Source organism: Mycobacterium gallinarum (genome assembly GCF_010726765.1).
In the GTDB taxonomy this organism is placed as follows: domain Bacteria; phylum Actinomycetota; class Actinomycetes; order Mycobacteriales; family Mycobacteriaceae; genus Mycobacterium; species Mycobacterium gallinarum.
Window position 1 is genome coordinate 2417729 of sequence record NZ_AP022601.1, and the last position, 19877, is coordinate 2437605.

Below are 19877 nucleotides of genomic sequence, written 5' to 3' on the forward strand. Positions count from 1 at the left end.
ATGAGCAAGACCATCAGCCACTGGATGAACAACGAGGCCTTCGCAGGCGCAAGCACCGCCACCGCCCCGGTGACCAATCCGGCCACCGGAACCGTCACCGGCGAGGTGGCGCTGGCCACCATCGAAGATGCGCGCACGGTGATCGACGCTGCGGCCGAGGCATTCCCCGCCTGGCGCGATACCTCGCTGGCCAAGCGCACGCAGATCCTGTTCAACTTCCGCGAGCTGCTCAACGCGCGCAAGGGTGAGCTGGCGAAGATCATCACCAGCGAGCACGGCAAGGTCGTCTCCGATGCGCTCGGCGAGGTCAGCCGGGGCCAGGAAGTCGTCGAGTTCGCCTGCGGTATACCGCATCTACTCAAGGGCGGTTTCACCGAGAACGCGTCGACCAAGGTCGACGTCTTCTCCATCCGCCAGCCGCTGGGTGTCGTGGGTGTGATCAGCCCGTTCAACTTCCCCGCCATGGTGCCGATGTGGTTCTTCCCCATCGCGATCGCGACGGGCAACACTGTCGTGCTCAAGCCGTCGGAGAAGGACCCGAGCGCGTCGCTGTGGATTGCCGAACTGTGGGCCGAAGCCGGTCTGCCGCCGGGTGTGTTCAACGTACTGCAGGGCGACAAGACAGCGGTCGACGAGCTACTGACCAATCCGAAGGTCAAGTCGGTGTCGTTCGTGGGCTCCACGCCGATCGCGAAATACGTCTACGCCACCGGCACCGCACACGACAAGCGTGTGCAGGCCCTCGGCGGCGCGAAGAACCACGCCGTCATCCTGCCGGACGCAGATCTGGATCTGGCGGCCGACGCGATGGTCAACGCGGGCTTCGGTTCGGCAGGCGAACGCTGTATGGCGATCTCCGCGTGCGTCGCCGTCGGACCGATCGCCGACGACCTCGTCGCCAAGATCGCCGAGCGCGCGGCAGGCATCAAGACCGGGGACGGCACAAAGGATTCCGATATGGGACCGTTGGTCACCAAGGCCCACCGCGACAAGGTGGCGTCCTACATCGACGCCGGCGAGGCCGATGGCGCGAAGATCGTCGTCGACGGCCGCAACGTCAAGGCCGACGGTGGACAGGACGGGTTCTGGCTGGGCCCTACCCTGATCGACAACGTCACCCCCGAGATGAGCGTCTACACCGACGAGATCTTCGGCCCGGTGCTGTCGGTGATCCGCGTCGAGAGCTACGACGACGCAATGGACCTGGTGAACTCCAACCCGTATGGCAACGGCACGGCGATCTTCACCAACGACGGCGGGGCCGCGCGGCGCTTCCAGAACGAGGTCCAGGTCGGGATGGTCGGCATCAACGTGCCGATCCCGGTGCCGATGGCGTATTACAGCTTTGGCGGATGGAAGGCGTCGCTGTTCGGCGACAGCCACGCGCACGGGATGGACGGTGTGCAGTTCTTCACCCGGCAGAAGGCGATCACCAGCCGCTGGCTCGACCCCAGCCACGGCGGCATCGAGTTGGGCTTTCCCCAGAACCAGTAGCCAATGACGCCGAACGTACGGTTGTTGTACGCATCGTCCGAGTAAGGCCGTCAACAACCGTACTTTCGGTGCAGGCGCCGGGCTAGGCTTCCCGCAATACACACGGGGATACAGAGACAGGCACAGCCATGACAGGGTCCACCGCGCCGCAACAGCTACCCAACGGGCAGGACCTTGCCACGGCGATCGCCGAGGGCGTGCGCGCACACGAACTCGACCGCGCCCACGTCTTCCACTCATGGTCGGCGCAGGCCGCACTGAAGCCGATGACCGTGCTCGCCGCACAAGGCTCCTACGTATGGGATGGTGACGGCAACAAACTGCTGGACTTCTCGTCGCAAATGGTCAACACGAACATCGGTCACCAGCACCCGAAAGTCATTGCCGCCATTGCCGAACAGGCCGCAAAGCTGTGTACCGTCGCGCCCGCGCACGTCAATGCCGCCCGCTCGGAGGCCGCACGGCTCATCGCGGAACGGACGCCCGGCGATCTCAACCGGGTGTTCTTCACCAACGGCGGCGCCGACGCCGTCGAACACGCCGTTCGCATGGCCCGGCTGCACACCGGCCGGTACAAGGTGCTGGCCCGCTATCGCTCCTACCACGGTGGCACCGATACCGCGGTGAACCTGACCGGCGACCCACGCCGGTGGCCCAATGACTACGGCACCAGCGGTGTCGTGCACTTCAACGGGCCGTTCCTGTACCGCTCCTCGTTCCATTCGGACAACGAGGAGCAAGAGACGCAGCGAGCACTCGAACACCTCGAGCGGCTGATCCAGATGGAGAACCCGCTGTCGTTCGCGGCCCTGATCCTGGAATCGGTGCCCGGCACCGCGGGCATCATGGTGCCGCCACCCGGCTACCTGAAGGGTGTCCGCGAGATTTGTGACCGTTACGGCATCGTCTTCATCGCTGACGAAGTGATGGCGGGCTTCGGGCGCACCGGAAAGTGGTTCGCCATCCAGCATTTCGACGTCGTGCCCGATCTCATCACGTTCGCCAAGGGGGTCACGTCAGGCTACGTCCCGCTCGGTGGTGTGGCGATCAACGAGTCGATCGCCAAGACGTTCGCCGACCGTCCCTATCCGGGCGGCCTGACCTACTCGGGTCATCCGCTGGCGACAGCCTGCGCGGTCGCCACCATCAACGCGATGAAGGACGAGGGCATGGTCGGCAACGCCGCGCGCATCGGCGGCGACGTGCTCGGCCCGGGCCTGCGTGAGCTGGCGGCCAAGCACCCGTCGGTCGGCGAGGTGCGCGGCCTCGGTGTGTTCTGGGCGATCGAGCTCGTCACCAACCGGCAGACCCGCGAACCATTGGCGCCGTACGGCGGGTCGAGCCCCGCGATGGGCGAAACGCTCGCGACGTGCAAGGCCAATGGTCTGCTCCCCTTCGCGAACTTCAACCGTATCCACGCGGTGCCGCCGTGCAACGTCAGCGACGCGGAGGTGGCGGACGGGCTGCGCATGCTCGACGCGGCACTGACTGTTGCCGACGGCCACACCACCTGACTGGACGATCAGGTGGTGAGTTGGAGCTTCTCGGCGTTTTCGTACTCGTCGTCGACGAGCACGACGGTGCGCCCCGGCCGGTCGATCAAGGAGGCCGCGATCGAGGACCGGTAGCCCGATGCGCAGTGCACCCAGACCTCGCCTTCGGGCACGTCGGACATCCGCTCGATGAGCTTGTGCAGCGGTATGTTCACCGCGCCGGGGATGTGGCCGCTTTCGAATTCCGGTTGCTGGCGGACATCGAGGATGGTGAGGTCGGCGGATTCGACGGCTTCGGCGAGGTCGGTGAAGGACGCGACGCGGTAGGAGCGCAGCTCGGCCCCGGCGCTCAGGCTGCCGACTTCCCCGACCGCCGCACCTTCGAGCTCGTCGATACCAATACGCACGAGTTCCCTTCTGGCCTCGGCAATCTGGTCGGTGCTCTCACCTATCAAGGTGAGTGGTTCGCCCCAGTCATATAGCCAGCCCAGGTAGGCGACGAAGGAGTCCGACAGCTCGAAGCCACGGGTGCCGGCGAGATGACCGGCAGCGAACGCGGTGCGGTTGCGCAGGTCGACAACCCATTCTCCTGCCTCGATGCGCTCACGCAGTTCGTCAGGGTCTACCGGGTCGGGCAACGACAGGTCCACCGGCGCTGGCCCGGCCTTGTTGATGACACCCATGTGCGCGTAGTAGGCGGGGTAGTCGGTGAGTCCCGCGAGCAAATCGTTGACGTAGGTCTGCTCGTCTTGGGTCAACGCCGGGTTGGTGACCAACTCGTCGGCGATGGTGGAGTCGTCACCACTCGCCGGTGTGGCGGAACAGAAGCTGCCGAACCCATGGGTCGGGAACACCTTTGTCTCGGCTGGCAACTCATCTGCGAGGCGCCGCACCGAGTGGAATTGCGCATGGGTCAGCGCGTCGGTGTGTTCGGCACCAAGCAGGTCGGTGCGACCGGTGGTGCCGTGCAGCATCGATCCGCCGGTGAACACACCGTGGACGTTCCCTGTCTTGTCGCGCAACACATAACTGACGTGGTGGTGAGTGTGGCCCGGAGTATGCATGACCTGCAACTGAATTGGCCCGGCATCGACGACGTCGCCGTCGCGGACGGGCCTGCGGTCGTAGGCGACGTCGTCACCGGCGGGAACCACGTACTCCGCCCCGACAGTGCGCGCCAACTCCAGTCCGCCGGTGACGTAGTCATTGTGGATATGGGTCTCCACCACATGGGTGATCGTCACCCCGCGGTCGCGGGCCAGCGACAGGACTCGGTCGATGTCCCGCTGGGGGTCGATGACGACGGCAGTGTCACCTTGGTCGACCAGATAGCTGCGGTCGCCCAGCCCAGAGGTTTCGATGATGGATATTTTCATGGGATCTCCTTTCAGAGGTCTCAGCGAAGAACGATGGTGTCCAGCAGCACGTAGGCCGCCACAACAAACACGAGGTAAGCGAACCAGCGCTGGAGTCGGGCCGTTTCCAGCTTGGTGCCGAAATGACCGGCGACGAGCGAGCCGACAATCGCGGTGCCGACGAACGCGGCAGTGATCGACCAGTCGATGCCGGCCCCGCCCAGATGGGAAATCACACCGGCGGCGGAATTGGCGACGATGATGAGGAGTGACGTGCCGATGGCGATCGGCATCTCCACACCGAGCATCAGCACCAACGCCGGGATGATCAGGAAGCCACCCCCGACACCGAACAGCCCTGTCAACAGACCAACGGCGAATCCGGCGGGGATCGACCGCGGGGCGCAGCGGCGCCAGTTGATTCCGGATTCACCCACACTGCAGGCGGTTCCGGTGTCCCCCGCATCCTTCAGCATCCGAACTCCGGCCACGAACATCACCAAGGCAAAGCCGATCAGTAGGACCGACTGCGGCAGATGCTTGCCGATCGCGGTTCCGATGAACGTGGCCGGGATACCGGCAGCCGCGAAGATTCCTGCCAGTCGCCACTGCACCTGGTGTGCCCGGATCTTGGGTAACGCACCTACCGCGGAGGCGATGCCGATCACTATCAGCGACATCGGAATCGCCTGTTCGACACCGAGGCCCAGCACGTAGACCAGTGCCGGTACCGCAAGGATGGATCCGCCACCGCCGAGCAAACCCAACAAGACACCGATCACGGCGCCGAGCGCGAGGGCGATTCCGATGTTCACTTTTTAGACCTTCGCCCGCACATCGCGGGGCCCGATTATTTCGCGGGCGCGGTCTGGGACAGCGCGTCGATCGCGGCGTGCAGCTTTGCGGCGGCGTCGTCGGCGACCTCACGCAGGCCCGGCTCGTCAGCCACCTGAACCATGATCTGGGGGTCCATCGCGTCGACGATCACGGAGCCCTCGTGAGCAGGATCCGAGCGAACCACCACGTTGCACGGCAACAACAACCCGATCTTTCGATCGACGTTGACCGCGCGGTGTGCCAGTGGCGGGTTGCACGCCCCGAGAATCAGATAGTTCTCCATGTCTTCGCCCAACTTTTCTTTCAACGTGGACTTAACATCGATCTCGGTGAGAACTCCAAACCCCTGGTCGGAAAGCGCCTTTCGGGTCATCGCTACCGCGTCCTCGAACGATGCCCGCAGCGTGGTCGATATGGCCAGCGCCATGTTTGCCTCCTTTCACTGCCTGGACCCAGGTTACCCATGGGGGTATTCGATGTCCAGCCTGCCCTATTGATTACCCCGGATGGCGGACTCGACATCCTGCGCGGAGATCTCCTTGGTACAGAAGAACCAGTCCTCGCACTCGACGCCGTCAACATGACCGTCCATCCGCTCTTTGGCAGTGCCGCAAGAGCCGGCAGGCGGCACGATGACCCGGTCGCCCGGGCGCCAGTCGGCCGGTGTTGCGACCGAGAAGTGGTCGGCCGTCTGCAGAGCCTGGATGACGCGCAACAACTCGTCAAAGTTGCGGCCCAGGCTCAGCGGGTAGTAGATGACGGCCCGAATCGTGCCCTTGGGGTCGATGACGAACACCGCGCGCACGGCCTTGGTCGAATCCTCGCCCGGCATGATCATCCCGTACTTGCGGGCGACCTCCATCGAGACGTCCTCGATCAGCGGGAAGGTGACCTCGACGTCCTTCATGTCGCGGTAGGAGATCTTCTCCTTGATGGTCCGCAGCCAAGCGATGTGGCTGTAGAGCCCGTCGACCGACAGGCCGACGAGTTCGGTGTGGTAGGCGGCGAACTGCTCCTGCATCGTGGCGAACGTCATGAACTCGCTGGTGCAGACCGGGGTGAAGTCGGCTGGGTGGGAGAAGAAGATGACCCACTTGCCCGCATAGTCGGCGGGGAAGTTGATTTCGCCCTGGGTGGTTTGGGCGGTGAAGGCCGGGGCCGGATCACCGATGCGCGGCATTGTGGTCACGGGAGCAGGTGTCTCGATGGTGGTCATGTCGGTTCCTCTACCTTGGTCGGCGGTGAATTGGCGAGGTGGTGATGGTGGATCTGGGCTTGAACGCGGAATCGCCGTCGCAGGTGCATCGTTGAGCCGCGGGCACCGCGCGCATCACCTCGTCGACGTGTTGACCGCAGCCGGCCCAGCCCGTCTTTCCGCAGCGGGGGCACTTCTCGGGATAGCACATTTCTACGGATCTCCTTTGTGGATCAGGGCCTCGTCGCGGCGATCTTGGCGCGGACCTCGGACATGTCGAGCGCCTTGACCCGGGTGATCAGGTCCTCGAGCGCGGCCGCAGGCAGGGCGCCCGGCTGGCGGTAGACGAGCACGCCGTCACGGAAGGCCATGACGGTCGGGATCGACTGGATCTCCAACGCCGCGGCAAGTTGCCCTTCCGCTTCGGTGTCGACCTTGGCGTGCACGACGTCGGGATGCGACTGTGCCGAGCGGTCGAAGACCGGGGCGAAGGATCGGCACGGTCCGCACCACGAGGCCCAGAAGTCGATCAACACGATCGGGTTGTCGGTGATCGTGGACTCGAAGTCGGCTCCGGATAGATTCTTGATAGTCATTGCAGTGTCCGTTCTTTTCGTCTTTACAAGTGGCACAGTTGAATTGCTAGGCAAGGCCCTTGAGCATCAGGTTCCAGTACATGAACGGGAGCCCGTACTTCTTGAGGTACCAGTACGCCCGGTGTGGCTTCGTCGGGTCGAGTATCGGGAACGAGGGTTCGAGGTTCAGGTCGTAGTCGAACTCGGCGAGCAGCATCGCGTGTGAAGAGGTGACGATGGGGCACGACGAGTAACCGTCGTACGACGCCTGCAGCGGCGGGTTCTTCAGGAACGAGTCGACGTTCTCGACCACGACCGGGGCCTGCTTGCGAATTGCGGCGCCCGTCTTCGAGTTCGGCGACGAGCCTGCGTCACCAAGGCTGAACACGTTGGCGTAGCGCACATGCTGCATGGTGTGCTTGTCGATCTCGACGTAGCCCGCCGCGTCGCCCGTCGACAGCGGGCTGGATTTGATCCAGTCCGGCGCCGACTGCTGCGGGACGGCGTGCAACACGTCGTAGGGCAGCATCGTGTCGGTGCCGCCGGGGCCGACGCTGGTGATGCCGACCTTGTGCGACGCTGCGTCGACGGAGGTCACCTCGGCGCTGCTGTGCAGATGGATCCCGTAGTCGGCGATGACCGCATCGAGGCTGTCGGCGATCGCGGGGATGCCAAAGGGCCGCGGTCCCGGCATGACCAGGTGGACGTCGATGTCTTTGAGCACGCCTTGTTTTCGCCAGTAGTCAGCCGCCAGGTACGCGATCTTCTGCGGGGCGCCCGCGCACTTGATCGCCCCGGAGGGCACCGTGAAGACTGCGGTGCCCGACCTCAGTGTGCGGATGAAGTCCCAGGTACGCGGCGCCAGGTCGAACCGGTAGTTCGACGACACCCCGTCGCGGCCCAGGGCTTCCTCCAATCCTTCGGTGGCCTTCCAGTCGAGCTGAATGCCGGGACAGACCACGAGCACGTCGTAGCCGTAGGTGGCTCCGTCCGCACATGTGACCGTGTTGTTCTCTGGATCGAAGGCTTTGGCGGCCTTCTTGATCCATGTCGCACCCTTCGGCATGACCGATGACTCGGCACGCTCGGTGGTCGAGGCCTTCGCCTGCCCGCCGCCCACCAGCGTCCACAGCGGCTGGTAGTAATGCGTGCGCGACGGCTCGATCACCGCGACGTCGCGGTAGCCCTTGCGCAACAAGCGGGCCGCGACGGTGATGCCCGCGGTTCCGCCGCCGACGATCAGGATCTGGTGCTTGGCGGTGGTGGTCATGGTGTTCGTCTCCTTGTTGCTCAGGCGTTCTGGTGGGATTCGTCCCAGGCGCCGAAACCTCCCAGGATGTCGCTGACGTCGGTGAAGCCGTTGTGCCGCAGCAGGCTCGCCGCGACCGACGACCGGTAGCCTCCTGCGCAGTAGACGACGGTCGGCTTGGTGGCGTCGAGCTCGTCCAGCCGAGTAGGCAACTGGCCCACCGGGATCGGGATCGCGTTCGGGATCGTGCCTGCCTCGACCTCGCCCGGGTTGCGGACGTCCACGATCTGCAGGTCGGTGAGCTCAGATGCCCGTTGGTCGAACGTCTTCGCGGTCAATCGAGAGGCCACCTGAACGTCGTCCTGGTGCGAGAGCATCACCTCGAACGGGTCAGCCACGTAGCCGATCACCCGGTCGAACCCGATCCGGGCAAGCCGGTTCTTGCCTTCGAGCTCCTGGCCGGGTTCGGTGAACAGGACGATGTCGACGTCGGACGGCAGCACCGATCCGGCGAATTCGGCGTAACGGCCTTCGAGTCCGATGTTGATCGCGCCACGCAAGTGGCCCAGGGCGAACTCTTCGGGGGTCCGTCCGTCGACCAGGACGGCGCCGTTGTCGATCGCCCTGCGGACCTGCTCGTAAGTCATCTCCGCCGGCATCTTGGTTTCATCGAGCAGTTCGCGGTCCTTGCGGTTGAGGATCGCGTCGTAGACGAAGTAGCCCGGCGCGGGCGGCTGACCTTCGGTGACGAGGCTCATGAAGGTCGCCTTGTCGGGAGCCCGCAGTGCGTAATTGGTCGCCTTCTGGTCACCCATCGTCGACCACAGGTCGGTCGAGAGGTTCTTACCGCACGCGGAGCCCGCCCCATGGGCGGGATAGACCCGGGTGGCGTCAGGCAGCGTCATCAATTTGTTGTGCAGCGAGTCGTAGAGCTTGTCCGCCAGTTCCTCGCGGGTGAAGCCGATCGAGGCCAGCAGGTCCGGGCGGCCGACGTCGCCGATGAAGAGAGCGTCGCCGGTGAGGACGCCGTACGGAATCTCGTCGTCGGCGTGCTCATAGACCACGATCGACATCGACTCTGGCGTGTGGCCCGGGGTGTGCCGGAACTCGAGTGTGACGTCACCGAGTGAATAGCGTTCACCGTCGGCCACCCCCATCGACTCGAACTCGGTTTCCGCGACGGAGGAGAACACGATCTTCGCGCCTGTTGCCTTGGCCAACTCGAGGTGGCCGGACAGGAAGTCGGCGTGGAAGTGGGTCTCGATGACGAGTTCGATCGTCAGACCCAGTTCCTTGGCGTCGGCCAGGTATTCAGCGATGTCGCGTTGCGGGTCGACGACGACTGCGCGGCCTGTTGTTTCGTCGCCCACCAGGTATGAGGCGTGGGACAGACAATCCAGGTAGTACTGGACGAATTTCATGGCGCGAGTCCTTTCGTTCCGTTGCGGGTAGAGCCATCCTGACATATACCCCTATGGGTATGTCAAGTACCCTAGGGGGTATCTTATTCCCTGCTTGACAATACCCGTGGGGGTATGTCTACCATGATGACTAAAGATACCCCCGGCGGTATCAAGAGTCCTAGAGGCTTTGGTCACTGCCGGCTAGCCGGAAGGACGCTGAACACCATGACCGCTCCCACCACCATCGATTCGCAAGACCTCAGCGAACGCCTCACTTCGGCTGCGCCGCCGCGGGTTCTCGATGTCCGAACCCCGGGCGAGTTCGAGACCGCGCACATCGCAGGCGCCTACAACGTTCCGCTGGACCTGCTGCGCGAACACCGCGACGAGATCATCAGGCACCTCGACGAAGATGTCGTGCTGGTATGCCGCTCGGGTCAACGCGCCGCACAGGCCGAGGAGACCCTGCGCACAGCGGGCCTCGACAATGTGCACATCCTCGACGGCGGCATCACCGCCTGGGAAGCAAAGGGTTTCGCGGTCAACCGCGGCGCGCAGCGCTGGGACCTCGAGCGCCAGGTGCGCCTTGTCGCCGGCTCTCTCGTGCTGACAAGCATCCTCGGCAGCATTGCCGCCCCCAAGCTCAAGTGGCTGGCCGGCGGCGTCGGCGGCGGGCTCGCCTTCGCGGCGTTGTCCAACACCTGCGCCATGGGCATGCTGCTGTCGAAGCTGCCCTACAACCGTGGAGCCACTTGTGACGCCCAGACCGTCGTGGCGCAGCTCGTCGGGTCACCAGACCAGAAGGTCGGGTAGCCGACATGATTGCCGTGACGGTTGCGCTCGCGGTCTTCGTCGGCATCGCACTGGGTCTGCTCGGCGGTGGCGGCTCGATCCTGACCGTCCCCCTGCTCGCCTACGTCGCGGGCATGGACGCCAAACAGGCCATCGCAACGTCGTTGTTGGTGGTCGGCGTCACCAGTGCGGTCGGCGCCGTCTCGCACGCACGCGCCGGCCGCGTCCAGTGGCGAACGGGCCTGATATTCGGCGCCGCGGGCATGGCCGGCGCCTACCTGGGCGGGGTCCTGGCCCGCTTCATTCCGGGCTCAGTACTACTCATCGGGTTCGCGCTGATGATGATCGCCACCGCGGTAGCCATGCTTCGTGGGCGGAAGAACATTGCGGAATCCGATGCCCCGCGTCGCATTCCAGTCGTCAAGGTCGTTGCCGAAGGCCTCGGCGTTGGGTTGGTGACGGGGCTCGTCGGCGCCGGCGGCGGGTTCCTTGTCGTGCCGGCCCTGGCGCTCCTCGGAGGATTGCCGATGCCGGTGGCCGTGGGCACCTCGTTGGTTGTGATCGCGATGAAGTCTTTCGCAGGACTGGGTGGCTACCTGTCGAGCGTTCAGATCGACTGGACTGCGGCGCTGATGGTCACCGCCGCGGCAGTGGTCGGTGCGCTGGTCGGCGCACGACTGACGGCAAGGGTCAACCCCGATGCATTACGTAAGGCGTTCGGCTGGTTCGTCCTGGCGATGTCCTCGGTCATCCTGGCCCAAGAAATCCACCTCGCCGTGGGTGTCGGCGCTGCGGTATCTACGGCCGTCGCCGGTGCGCTCTACCTCGCATGCACCCGACAGGATTTCTGTCCACTGCGCCGACTCGCCGGCGGGAGCCGAATAGGGCTGGCGACAGGCTGACGCGCGACCAGCCGCGGTATACCCCGGAGGGTACGATGAAATGAACCGATTCACGCGAATGAAAGGGCACTTCAATGGTGGGTGATCAAGACAGCATCGCCGCAGTGCTTAACAGGCTCCGGCGCGCCCAAGGGCAACTGGCCGGGGTGATCGCGATGATCGAGGACGGCCGCGAATGCAAAGACGTGGTGACGCAGCTGGCCGCGGTGTCCAAGGCCCTCGACCGTGCAGGCTTCAAAATCGTTGCCACCGGCCTACGTGAATGCGTCACGGGGGCTACCGCCGATGGCGACCCGCCGATGAGTGAGGCAGAACTCGAGAAGCTCTTCCTGGCTCTAGCCTGACGCGCCTGTCCGGTTGGTCGCCGAGTGTGGGGGTTGCGGTTACCAATGCCCGAGTGGCTCGGACTGGACCCCCACACTCGGCGAGTCTCACAGGATGTAGAGCATCTCCTGGTAGGTCGGCAGCGGCCAGAGATCGTCGGCCACAATGCTTTCCAGCGTGTCGGCGGCGGCACGAACCGCGTCCATCTTCGGTAACAGGCTCTGCGCGTGGGCGGCTTCCTCGGCGGCGGAGTCTCCACCGTGTTCGGCCAGTCCCGCCTTCAGCGCCGCCAGCGCCGCCGTCAGCTCCGAGATCGGCGTGCTGACGTCCTGAAGCAGGGTCAAGTCCGGCTCGACACCAGCAGCCTTGAGCGCGGCGACGTTCTGCGCCAGCTCGGTTTGGTAACGGACGGCCGCAGGCAGAATGACCGTCGACCCGAGTTCCAGCGCGAGTTTGGCCTCCACACCGATGGTCAGTGCGTACATCTCGAGGCGGACCTCGTAGCGGCTGTGCAGCTCGCGCTCGTTGAACACGGCGTACTTCTCGAACAGCTCGATGGATTCGGGCTTGATCAGCTCGGGCAGTGCATCCAGCGTGGTCTTCAGGTTCGGCAGGCCCCGTTCGGCGGCCTCGATCTGCCAGTTCTCCGAATAACCGTCACCGTTGAACACCACCGCACCGTGCTCGGTGATGATGTCGGTCAGCAGCTTCTGGACGGCCTCGTCGAAGTCCTCGCCGCCCTCGACGGCCTTCTCCAGGATCGTCGCCATATAGTCGAGCGCCTCGGCCATGATCGTGTTGAGCATGATCATCGGCACCGCCACCGTCTGACTCGATCCCGGCGCGCGGAACTCGAACCGGTTTCCGGTGAAGGCAAACGGGCTGGTGCGGTTTCGGTCACCCGCATCGGTCGGCAACACCGGCAGTGTGTCGCAGCCGATGATCATGCTGCCCTTGCCCTTTGACGACGTCGCCGCGCCCTTGGCGATCTGCTCGAACACGTCGGCCAGCTGATCGCCCAGGAAGATCGAGATGATGGCCGGCGGTGCCTCGTTGGCGCCGAGACGGTGGTCGTTGGTGGCCGACGCCACCGAAACCCGAAGCAGGCCCGCGTATTTGTGGACAGCGCGGATCACCGCGGCACAGAACACCAGGAACTGTGCGTTCTCGTGCGGGGTATCGCCAGGCACGAGCAGCGATCCCAGGTCCGCATTGCCCAGCGAGAAGTTCACGTGCTTGCCCGACCCGTTGACGCCGGCGAACGGCTTCTCATGGAACAAGCACTCCATGCCGTGCTTCTTGGCGATCGTCTTGAAGACGGTCATCAACAGCTGCTGGTGATCCGAGGCGACGTTGCCGCGCTCGAACATCGGGGCGATCTCGAATTGTCCTGGCGCAACCTCGTTGTGCCGGGTCTTGGCCGGGATGCCGAGCTTGAACAGTTCGCGCTCGGTATCCATCATGAAGCCCAGCACCCGCTCCGGTACCGCACCGAAGTAGTGGTCGTCTAACTCCTGGCCCTTCGGTGGCTTCGCACCGAACAACGTGCGGCCCGCGTTGACCAGGTCGGGTCGCGCCAAGAAGAAGTGCCTGTCGACCAGGAAGTACTCCTGCTCCGGGCCGCAGAACGCGACGATCTTCGCCACGTTGTCGTGGCCGAACAGCTTCAGGATCCGCTCGGCGTGGGCACCCATCGCCTGCTGGCTGCGCAGCAGCGGAGTCTTGAAGTCCAGCGCCTCGCCGGTCATCGACACGAACACCGTCGGGATACACAGTGTGTTGCCGTTCGGGTTCTCCAGGATGTACGCCGGGCTGGTGACGTCCCAACCCGTGTAGCCGCGGGCCTCGAACGTGCTGCGCAGGCCGCCGGACGGAAAGCTGGAAGCATCCGGCTCCCCCTGGATCAGCGTCTTACCCGCGAACTCCGCAAGCGTCTGGCCATCGGAGACCGGCTCGAGGAAGCTGTCGTGCTTCTCAGCCGTCAGCCCGGTCATCGGGTAGAAGACGTGGGCGTAGTGCGTGGCACCCTTCGACAGCGCCCAGTCCTTCATCGCCGACGCGACCGAGTCCGCGACCGCAGGATCCAGCTTCGCGCCCTTCTCGATGGTGGCGACGACGGATTTGTACACCGACTTGGGCAACCGCAGCCGCATCTCGGCCATGGTGAAGACGTTCGAGCCGAAGATCGCACCCGGTTCTTCGCCGGGCACGAAGCTGATCGCTGGAGGCACGTACGCCTCGACATTGTTGATCGCCTGCAGACGCACTGCATTTCCGCTCACTGGAAACTTCCTATCGCTCTTGCCCGCACTCTTTGCGGACCGTGACCGGCCCACAGTAGGAACGTCGCGTTCCGGGATTGTTACGCCGCCGTCAACGACAGAAGTTGTTTGCTCGCGCCTTTTTGGGGTCTCCGCCGCACAACTTCACTCAAACCCGTTGCGTCACTTTGGTTTCTGTTGTCACATCTCAGGTTTGGCTGTCGGTGCTCGAATGTATGTTCGAATCATGTTGACTCCACTGACTCAAACTTCTTGGCAGGGTCGCGTTGTGCATACGCGGCTGATGTTGAGGAGGTTGAGTGGGTCATGGTCAGATCGCGACGAACAAAGATTGCTGCCGAGGAGAAGACCCGGTTGGTGCTGGCTGTTCTAGCCGGTGAGATGACCTGTGCTGAGGCGGCCCGGCGGTGTGGGGTGGCCTCGACTCAGGTGACGAAGTGGAAGCATCAGTTCCTTGAGGCTGGGGCCCAACGCTTGCAGGAGGTGCCCAGCGGCGCCGCGCATGGCGCGGGTAGCCCTGAGCAGCGTCGGCTGCGGATGGAAAACGAGCAGCTCAAACTCGCGCTGGCCGAAGCCACGGTGCAGCTGCGGATCTGGCAGCGCGGTGCAGCTTTGGCCGATCAGGTCCCTTCCAGGACCTCGAAACCCTAAGAGAAGCAGCAGGTCTGCCGGTTTCGAGGTTCGCGCCATTGGCCGGCATCGCCGAGCGGACCTATCGCCGCCGGCTGGCCCGACTGCGCGCTGGTGACCCGGCCAAGGGGCCTTGGCCGGCGCCGGTCGTCGACCGGATCGAAGCGATCGCGGCGAAGTACGCCGAGGCGTGGCCGGCCTGGGGCTACCGCAAGATCGCCGCACTGATGCGCGCTGATGGTCACGACGTAACCAACTCGTCGGTGCAACGCGCGCTGCGGCGGCGTGGCCTGCTGTTACCCCAGGGCTTTCGGGCCGATCGAAAGTCTTGGGCTGCGTTGCGCCGCCGGGTATTTCACGATCCGCCGACTGAGCGCAACCGGGTGTGGCAGACCGACTTCTCCGAGTTCGAGACCGCCCACGGCGGGATCTGGCGAATTAGTGCCGTCATCGACTACGTCACCAAATACTGCCTGGCCATCACCGTCACGCCCACCAGCCGCGGCCGCGACGCCGTGCACTGCATTCGGTTGGCCGTCGAGGAAGCCACCCGCATCTTGAACCTCACCGACCTGCGAGTCGACCGCGGCGAAATGGAGGTCCTTGACGCCGAGGACAACGTCATCGGCCACGCCCTGCACCGATTGCGATCGTGTCCGACAACGGTCCCTGCTACCGGGGTAAAGACTTCCACACCCTGTTCACCGGCCATGATCCGCTCCTGCGCCACATCCGCACACGCATCAAATCACCACAAACCAACGGCGTCATCGAGCGATTCTTCGAAACCCTGAAATACGAGCATCTCTTCCGCGGCTACATCGGCGACGGCGACGCACTCGACATGGAAACCCATCGATTCCGCATCATCTACAACACCATCCGACCACACCAAGCCCTGGCCGACCGCACCCCAAAACAGGCCTACCTCGACAGCAAAACCCTGCCACCTTCTTGACTCAAGACATGACGACCGCGGTTCTGGTGGCGATGGCCGCGCGGCGGGCGTTGACCGGTCAACCGTTGGCGCCGCGGCTGGACGCCACCGCCGCGGCGCAGGCGGCCGGGCAGATCAATGGTGAGCATGTCAAGAAGATCCGCGACGCGATGGGACGCCTTCCCGGCTGGGTTGACGTAAACACGGCAACGGGCGAGCTGGTTACTCTAGGTTCGACACACGGTGGTGGCGTTGGTTGGCTGCGACAGGGGGTGCCTGTGGTTGGACCTTCGATACGCGTCGTCCTGCGCGAACGCGCAAGCCTTCAGCCCAATGACACGGCGTTCACCTTTCTCGATTTCGACACGGACTGGCAAGGCGTTGCCGAGAGCCTGACGTGGGCACAGTTGAGCAGGCGGGTGACCAACCTGGCGCAGGAACTCGACGCGTGCGGCTCGACCGGTGATCGTGCCGTCATTCTGGCGCCGCAAGGGCTCGACTACATCGTGGCGTTCCTGGGGGCGTTGGAAGCGGGACGCATTGCGGTTCCGCTGTCGGTCCCGGCAGTCGGGGTCCACGATCAACGGGTCACCGCGGTTTTGCGGGATGCGTCGCCGACGGCCCTTCTCACCACCTCCTCCGTCGTCGACAGTGTCGTCCCCTATGCAGAGGCCGCGGGAGTTGATATCGCCCCTTCGATCCTCGAAATCGATTCGCTTGACCTCGATACTCGCCGAGGGTCCAGCGCGCGGCGGCACGACTATCCGGACATTGCGTATCTTCAGTACACCTCTGGTTCTACGCGCACACCCGCCGGCGTGGTGATCTCCTACCGCAATCTGTCGGCCAATTGGGAACAGATGGTCGCGAACTATGTCGCCGACAACCCGATGCCCAAGTCGACTGTCTCGTGGCTGCCGTTCTACCACGACATGGGATTGATGTGTGGGGTGTGCACCGGCATTTTCGGTGGCTGGCCATCGATGATCACGAGTCCTATCGCCTTCCTGCAACGACCAGCCCGGTGGATGCAGATGCTCGCGCGTAATCCGCAGGTACTCTCCGCGGCACCGAATTTCGCGTTCACTCTCACGGCCGCACGCACGACAGACGAGGACATGGCGGGCCTCGACCTGGGCGACGTCTCGTTCATCAATTGCGGGGCCGAACGGGTGAACCCGATCACGATCAGACGCTTCAACCAGCGGTTCGCACCATTCAACTTTCCCGAGTCGGCGATACGCCCCTCCTACGGACTGGCAGAGGCGACGGTGTTCGTCGCCACCAACGCGCCTGGCCAACCGCCGGATTTCGTCCCCTTCGAGCCAGCGAAACTTGGGGCCGGTCAGGCGATTCGAAGCGATACCGGTACGCCGTTGGTGAGTTACGGCAAGCCGCGGTCGCCGATGGTACGAATCGTCGATCCCGAAACCGCGACCGAAGCGCCCGCGGGCACAGTCGGTGAGCTCTGGGTACACGGCGAAAACGTCAGTGCCGGTTACTGGCTCAGGGCGGCCGAGACCGAGCAGACCTTCGGTGCAACACTGAACGCTCCCACGCCTGGCACACCCCAAGATCGATGGCTGAGAACGGGAGACCTCGGCTTCTTCTCAGAAGGGGAACTGTTCATCGTCGGCAGGATCAAGGACCTCTTGATCGTGCGTGGCCGCAATCACTATCCCGACGACATCGAGGCCACGGTCCAAGAGATTTCGAGAGGCCGGGTCGCGGCCGTCGCCGTCGTGGATGAAGCGACGGAGAAGCTCGTCGTGATCGTCGAGGTCAAGAAGCGCGGCGAGTCCGATGAGGAGGTCAGCGAGAATCTCCGCAACATCGAGGAGCAGGTCACCTCCGCGATATCCAACGCACACGGCGTGGCTGTCCAAGACGTCGTGCTGGTCGTGCCGGGCTCGATACCCATCACAACGAGCGGCAAAGTCAGACGCGCGGCATGTGTCCAGCTTTATCGAGACGACGGGTTCCAGCGCCTAATCCATTGAACGCCTGAGCTGTTCGCCGTACAAGCGTAGCGACGCGGGGTTCAGCATGTCGTGGTGCGCGCAGTCGACCGGATACGTCGTCACGTCACCGCGGACATGATTGCGCCATTTCCGCGACGTGCGCCGGCCTGCGATCCGCGTCCGCAGTCCGCCAAGCCGGGACATCAGGGGGGGTCCACCATCGTGAGTCGCTCGACTTCTTGCGGCTGAGAAGATGACCATGTCTCCGTCGAATACATCGGGTGTGTACCCACGGAGACGCTTCCGGTTGGCGTTGACGCTGCGCACCATCAACTCGAGCAGCTCCCTCGGCGGCAGCGGGAACTCCACGGCACCCCGTTGCGCCAAGATCTCTTGCGCCCGTTCGTAGGTGAGAGGGCCCGACAGCACCGGCATGTCGACCCGGTTGGTGCGGAGGATGTGTTCGAGCACCTGACCTTGGTCCAGCTCCCTGTTTGCGGCGGCGATGATCAGGCCGGTGCTGAAAGCGGGGTCGAGCAGCACCAGGCGCTGGACAACGCACCCGCGGCGGCGAAGTTCCACCGCGAGTTCGTGGGCGACGACGCCACCGAAGGACCAGCCGAGGATGTTGTAAGTGTCTGCCGGATAAACGGATTGGATTCTGTCGGCATAGCTGGCAGCCATGGCACGAATTGACTGGGGGTCAGGCTCGCCGTCCTGCGGCACTTGGTTGATGCCGATGATCGGGCAATCCAGATACCCGCCGAGGGTCCGATAGGACCAGCTCAGTCCGAGCCCGTCGTGCACACAGACAAGCGGAATACCCGGAGCTTCCTTGAACACCTCTGCGGGAACGACTTCCAAATCGTTGTCTGCCCGGCCCAATTGCCGGCTCAAGCTCCGCACCGAGGGTGCGTAGAACACGGTTCGCACGGCGAGTTGTGCGTCGAGGGCGGCATTGATCGCGGCGACGAGTCTCATCGCGGAAAGCGAATCGCCGCCGAGGTCGAAGAACGAGTCGTCGACGCCGACCCGCTCGACACCCAGCACCTGAGCGTAGATGCCTGCGATGATTTTTTCGATCTCGGTCTGGGGCGCCTGGAAGGGGGTGGTGGCAAAGACCGGTTCCGGCAGCGCTTTCGTGTCGATCTTGCCCGAGGAGGTGAGCGCGAACTCCTGGAGCACCACGATCTGTGCGGGGACCATGTACTCCGGCAACCGCGTGCCCAATCGCTGACGTACCGCGCCGATCTTTGTGTTGGTCTGCGGGTTGTTCGCGTGCGCACCGCGTAAATGGGGCTCGGACGCCAGGTAGACATCGGTCAAGCCCGCCGCGCGCTCAAATTCGCTCGCGGCGATGAAGACGGCATCGAGGGTGCCGGGTTCGGCGCCCCAGGTGACGGCGACCCGGTATCCCTGGGATTCACCGAGGCGATGAAGTTCTTCTGGTGCGGTGGCGTCGCGAATGGTGGTGGCCTCGGCAACCGCATCGGCCAGCGGGAGCCCGGCGGCGAGCGCTGCCTCGATGTGAACGTCGTCAGCCACGCCGGCACGGGGGATCCCGGTGACGCGGACAACGGCGGGACGCTGCGTCGTCAACCGTGCGCCCAGCCCGTCCAGGCATTCGCAGTCTCGCCATGTCCAGATCTTCGCGTCGGCGAGCGACAGCATCGGCTCGGCAGCCTTCTGGAGGACCGCGTCATAGCGGTATCGGGTCAGCTCGTTGTCGGCAGATCCGCGCTTCACCTGGATGTCGATCCCCACCGGTGCAGGGTGGTCGGCGGCCCAGTCGGCGAAGAACTCTGGCGCCACCAGCAATTCCGGTTCGTTCATGACCGCGCGATGAACCCGTTGCCGGACTTCGGCCGCGTCGGTGGCGGTGTTGTTGTGCGCCAAAGCGACGCCGGTTTGGAACGCACCCTGCAAGCTGTGGTTGCGAATGTCGCCTATGAACAGCGCACCGCCGGGAACCAGCAGATCCATCGCGTTGTCGATGACGTCGACGAGATAGCCCGCGTTGGGGAAGTACTGGATGACCGAGTTGAGCACGATGGTGTCGAAGTAGCCCCGGGGCAATGCCTGGGTAACGTGCGCCGGTTGGGCCAACAGCTGTACCCGGTCTCGCCACGGAATCCGCAACTGCTCTAGTGAGCACGACAGGTTGGCGATGGTCACCGGCGACATGTCGGTGGCGACGTAGCGCTCACACTGCGGGGCGATCTTCGACAGTAACAAGCCCGATCCGACGCCGATCTCGAGCAGGCGCCGCGGCTGAAGGGCTTTGATGCGATCCACTGTGGCAGAGCGCCATTCCGCCATCTCCGTCAGCGGAATCGCGTCATCGGTGTAGCTGCTGTTCCAGCCGCGGAAATCGGAGCCGAACTTTGACGTCCCGACCTCGGCCCCATACAGGTCGTCGTACATCTGCTGCCACTCCTCGACGAGTAC

The 19877-nt window shown here is 64.2% G+C and carries 19 protein-coding genes and 1 pseudogene; 9 read left to right on the forward strand and 11 right to left on the reverse strand.

What is annotated here, in order from left to right; genetic code table 11:
* Complete coding sequence (locus G6N42_RS11880) at window positions 1-1494, forward strand: CoA-acylating methylmalonate-semialdehyde dehydrogenase (protein WP_163729776.1); 1494 nt, start codon at window positions 1-3, stop codon at window positions 1492-1494.
* Window positions 1495-1622: 128 nt separating this feature from the next.
* A complete protein-coding gene (locus G6N42_RS11885; protein WP_163729777.1) occupies window positions 1623-3008 on the forward strand; it encodes an aspartate aminotransferase family protein in 1386 nt (461 codons plus the stop codon).
* Between the two features lie 8 nt (window positions 3009-3016).
* Here the strand turns inward: G6N42_RS11885 and G6N42_RS11890 are convergent, their stop codons facing one another.
* From G6N42_RS11890 to G6N42_RS11925, 8 genes are all read right to left on the reverse strand, one after another.
* Entirely contained in the window at window positions 3017-4363 is a 1347-nt protein-coding gene (locus G6N42_RS11890; protein WP_163729778.1) for an MBL fold metallo-hydrolase, read from the reverse strand.
* A gap of 20 nt (window positions 4364-4383) precedes the next feature.
* A complete protein-coding gene (locus tag G6N42_RS11895; RefSeq protein ID WP_163729779.1) occupies window positions 4384-5157 on the reverse strand; it encodes a sulfite exporter TauE/SafE family protein in 774 nt (257 codons plus the stop codon).
* Between the two features lie 35 nt (window positions 5158-5192).
* Window positions 5193-5606 carry a DUF302 domain-containing protein gene (locus G6N42_RS11900; protein ID WP_163729780.1) on the reverse strand — a complete coding sequence of 138 codons (414 nt, stop codon included), beginning with the start codon at window positions 5604-5606 and terminating at the stop codon, window positions 5193-5195.
* A 63-nt stretch (window positions 5607-5669) separates the two neighbouring features.
* Entirely contained in the window at window positions 5670-6395 is a 726-nt protein-coding gene (locus tag G6N42_RS11905; RefSeq protein WP_174262062.1) for a peroxiredoxin, read from the reverse strand.
* Between the two features lie 10 nt (window positions 6396-6405).
* Window positions 6406-6585, reverse strand: coding sequence for a DUF8730 family Cys-rich protein (locus G6N42_RS31775; protein WP_163729781.1), 180 nt, complete (start codon window positions 6583-6585; stop codon window positions 6406-6408).
* A 22-nt stretch (window positions 6586-6607) separates the two neighbouring features.
* Window positions 6608-6970, reverse strand: coding sequence for a thioredoxin (gene trxA / locus G6N42_RS11915; RefSeq protein ID WP_163729782.1), 363 nt, complete (start codon window positions 6968-6970; stop codon window positions 6608-6610).
* Between the two features lie 46 nt (window positions 6971-7016).
* Window positions 7017-8219 carry an NAD(P)/FAD-dependent oxidoreductase gene (locus G6N42_RS11920; protein ID WP_163729783.1) on the reverse strand — a complete coding sequence of 401 codons (1203 nt, stop codon included), beginning with the start codon at window positions 8217-8219 and terminating at the stop codon, window positions 7017-7019.
* 20 nt (window positions 8220-8239) lie between these two features.
* A complete protein-coding gene (locus G6N42_RS11925) occupies window positions 8240-9619 on the reverse strand; it encodes an MBL fold metallo-hydrolase (RefSeq protein WP_163729784.1) in 1380 nt (459 codons plus the stop codon).
* Window positions 9620-9826: 207 nt separating this feature from the next.
* Between G6N42_RS11925 and G6N42_RS11930 the strand changes: the two genes are divergently transcribed.
* The 3 genes from G6N42_RS11930 (at window position 9827) to G6N42_RS11940 (ending at window position 11639) form a co-directional block, all read left to right on the forward strand.
* Window positions 9827-10414, forward strand: a complete 588-nt coding sequence (locus tag G6N42_RS11930; RefSeq protein WP_163729785.1) for a rhodanese-like domain-containing protein — start codon at window positions 9827-9829, stop codon at window positions 10412-10414.
* Between the two features lie 5 nt (window positions 10415-10419).
* On the forward strand, window positions 10420-11295 hold the full coding sequence (locus G6N42_RS11935) for a sulfite exporter TauE/SafE family protein (RefSeq protein WP_163729786.1): 876 nt from the start codon (window positions 10420-10422) through the stop codon (window positions 11293-11295).
* Between the two features lie 74 nt (window positions 11296-11369).
* A complete protein-coding gene (locus G6N42_RS11940) occupies window positions 11370-11639 on the forward strand; it encodes a metal-sensitive transcriptional regulator (protein ID WP_163729787.1) in 270 nt (89 codons plus the stop codon).
* Window positions 11640-11726: 87 nt separating this feature from the next.
* Here G6N42_RS11940 and G6N42_RS11945 read toward each other — a convergent pair whose 3' ends face one another.
* On the reverse strand, window positions 11727-13901 hold the full coding sequence (locus tag G6N42_RS11945; RefSeq protein ID WP_163729788.1) for a glutamine synthetase III family protein: 2175 nt from the start codon (window positions 13899-13901) through the stop codon (window positions 11727-11729).
* Between the two features lie 306 nt (window positions 13902-14207).
* Here G6N42_RS11945 and G6N42_RS11950 point away from each other — a divergent pair, with 306 nt between their 5' ends.
* From G6N42_RS11950 to G6N42_RS11965, 4 genes are read left to right on the forward strand one after another with little or no spacing between them, the layout of a single operon-like run.
* Entirely contained in the window at window positions 14208-14552 is a 345-nt protein-coding gene (locus tag G6N42_RS11950) for a helix-turn-helix domain-containing protein (RefSeq protein ID WP_163729789.1), read from the forward strand.
* Between the two features lie 38 nt (window positions 14553-14590).
* Window positions 14591-15325, forward strand: coding sequence for a hypothetical protein (locus G6N42_RS31190; RefSeq protein ID WP_232076124.1), 735 nt, complete (start codon window positions 14591-14593; stop codon window positions 15323-15325).
* Window positions 15301-15489, forward strand: coding sequence for an integrase core domain-containing protein (locus G6N42_RS31580; RefSeq protein ID WP_350310135.1), 189 nt, complete (start codon window positions 15301-15303; stop codon window positions 15487-15489). Before G6N42_RS31190 ends, G6N42_RS31580 begins: the two co-directional genes overlap by 25 nt.
* A gap of 8 nt (window positions 15490-15497) precedes the next feature.
* A complete protein-coding gene (locus tag G6N42_RS11965) occupies window positions 15498-17468 on the forward strand; it encodes an AMP-binding protein (protein ID WP_163729791.1) in 1971 nt (656 codons plus the stop codon).
* Here G6N42_RS11965 and G6N42_RS31720 read toward each other — a convergent pair.
* Both G6N42_RS31720 and G6N42_RS31725 read right to left on the reverse strand, forming a co-directional pair.
* Window positions 17457-19262, reverse strand: coding sequence for a thioesterase domain-containing protein (locus G6N42_RS31720; protein WP_434059616.1), 1806 nt, complete (start codon window positions 19260-19262; stop codon window positions 17457-17459). The genes G6N42_RS11965 and G6N42_RS31720 overlap by 12 nt on opposite strands.
* Before the next feature lie 105 nt (window positions 19263-19367).
* Window positions 19368-19853 (reverse strand): annotated as a pseudogene (locus tag G6N42_RS31725) (class I SAM-dependent methyltransferase); the annotation flags it as partial.
* Window positions 19854-19877: the final 24 nt, after the last annotated feature.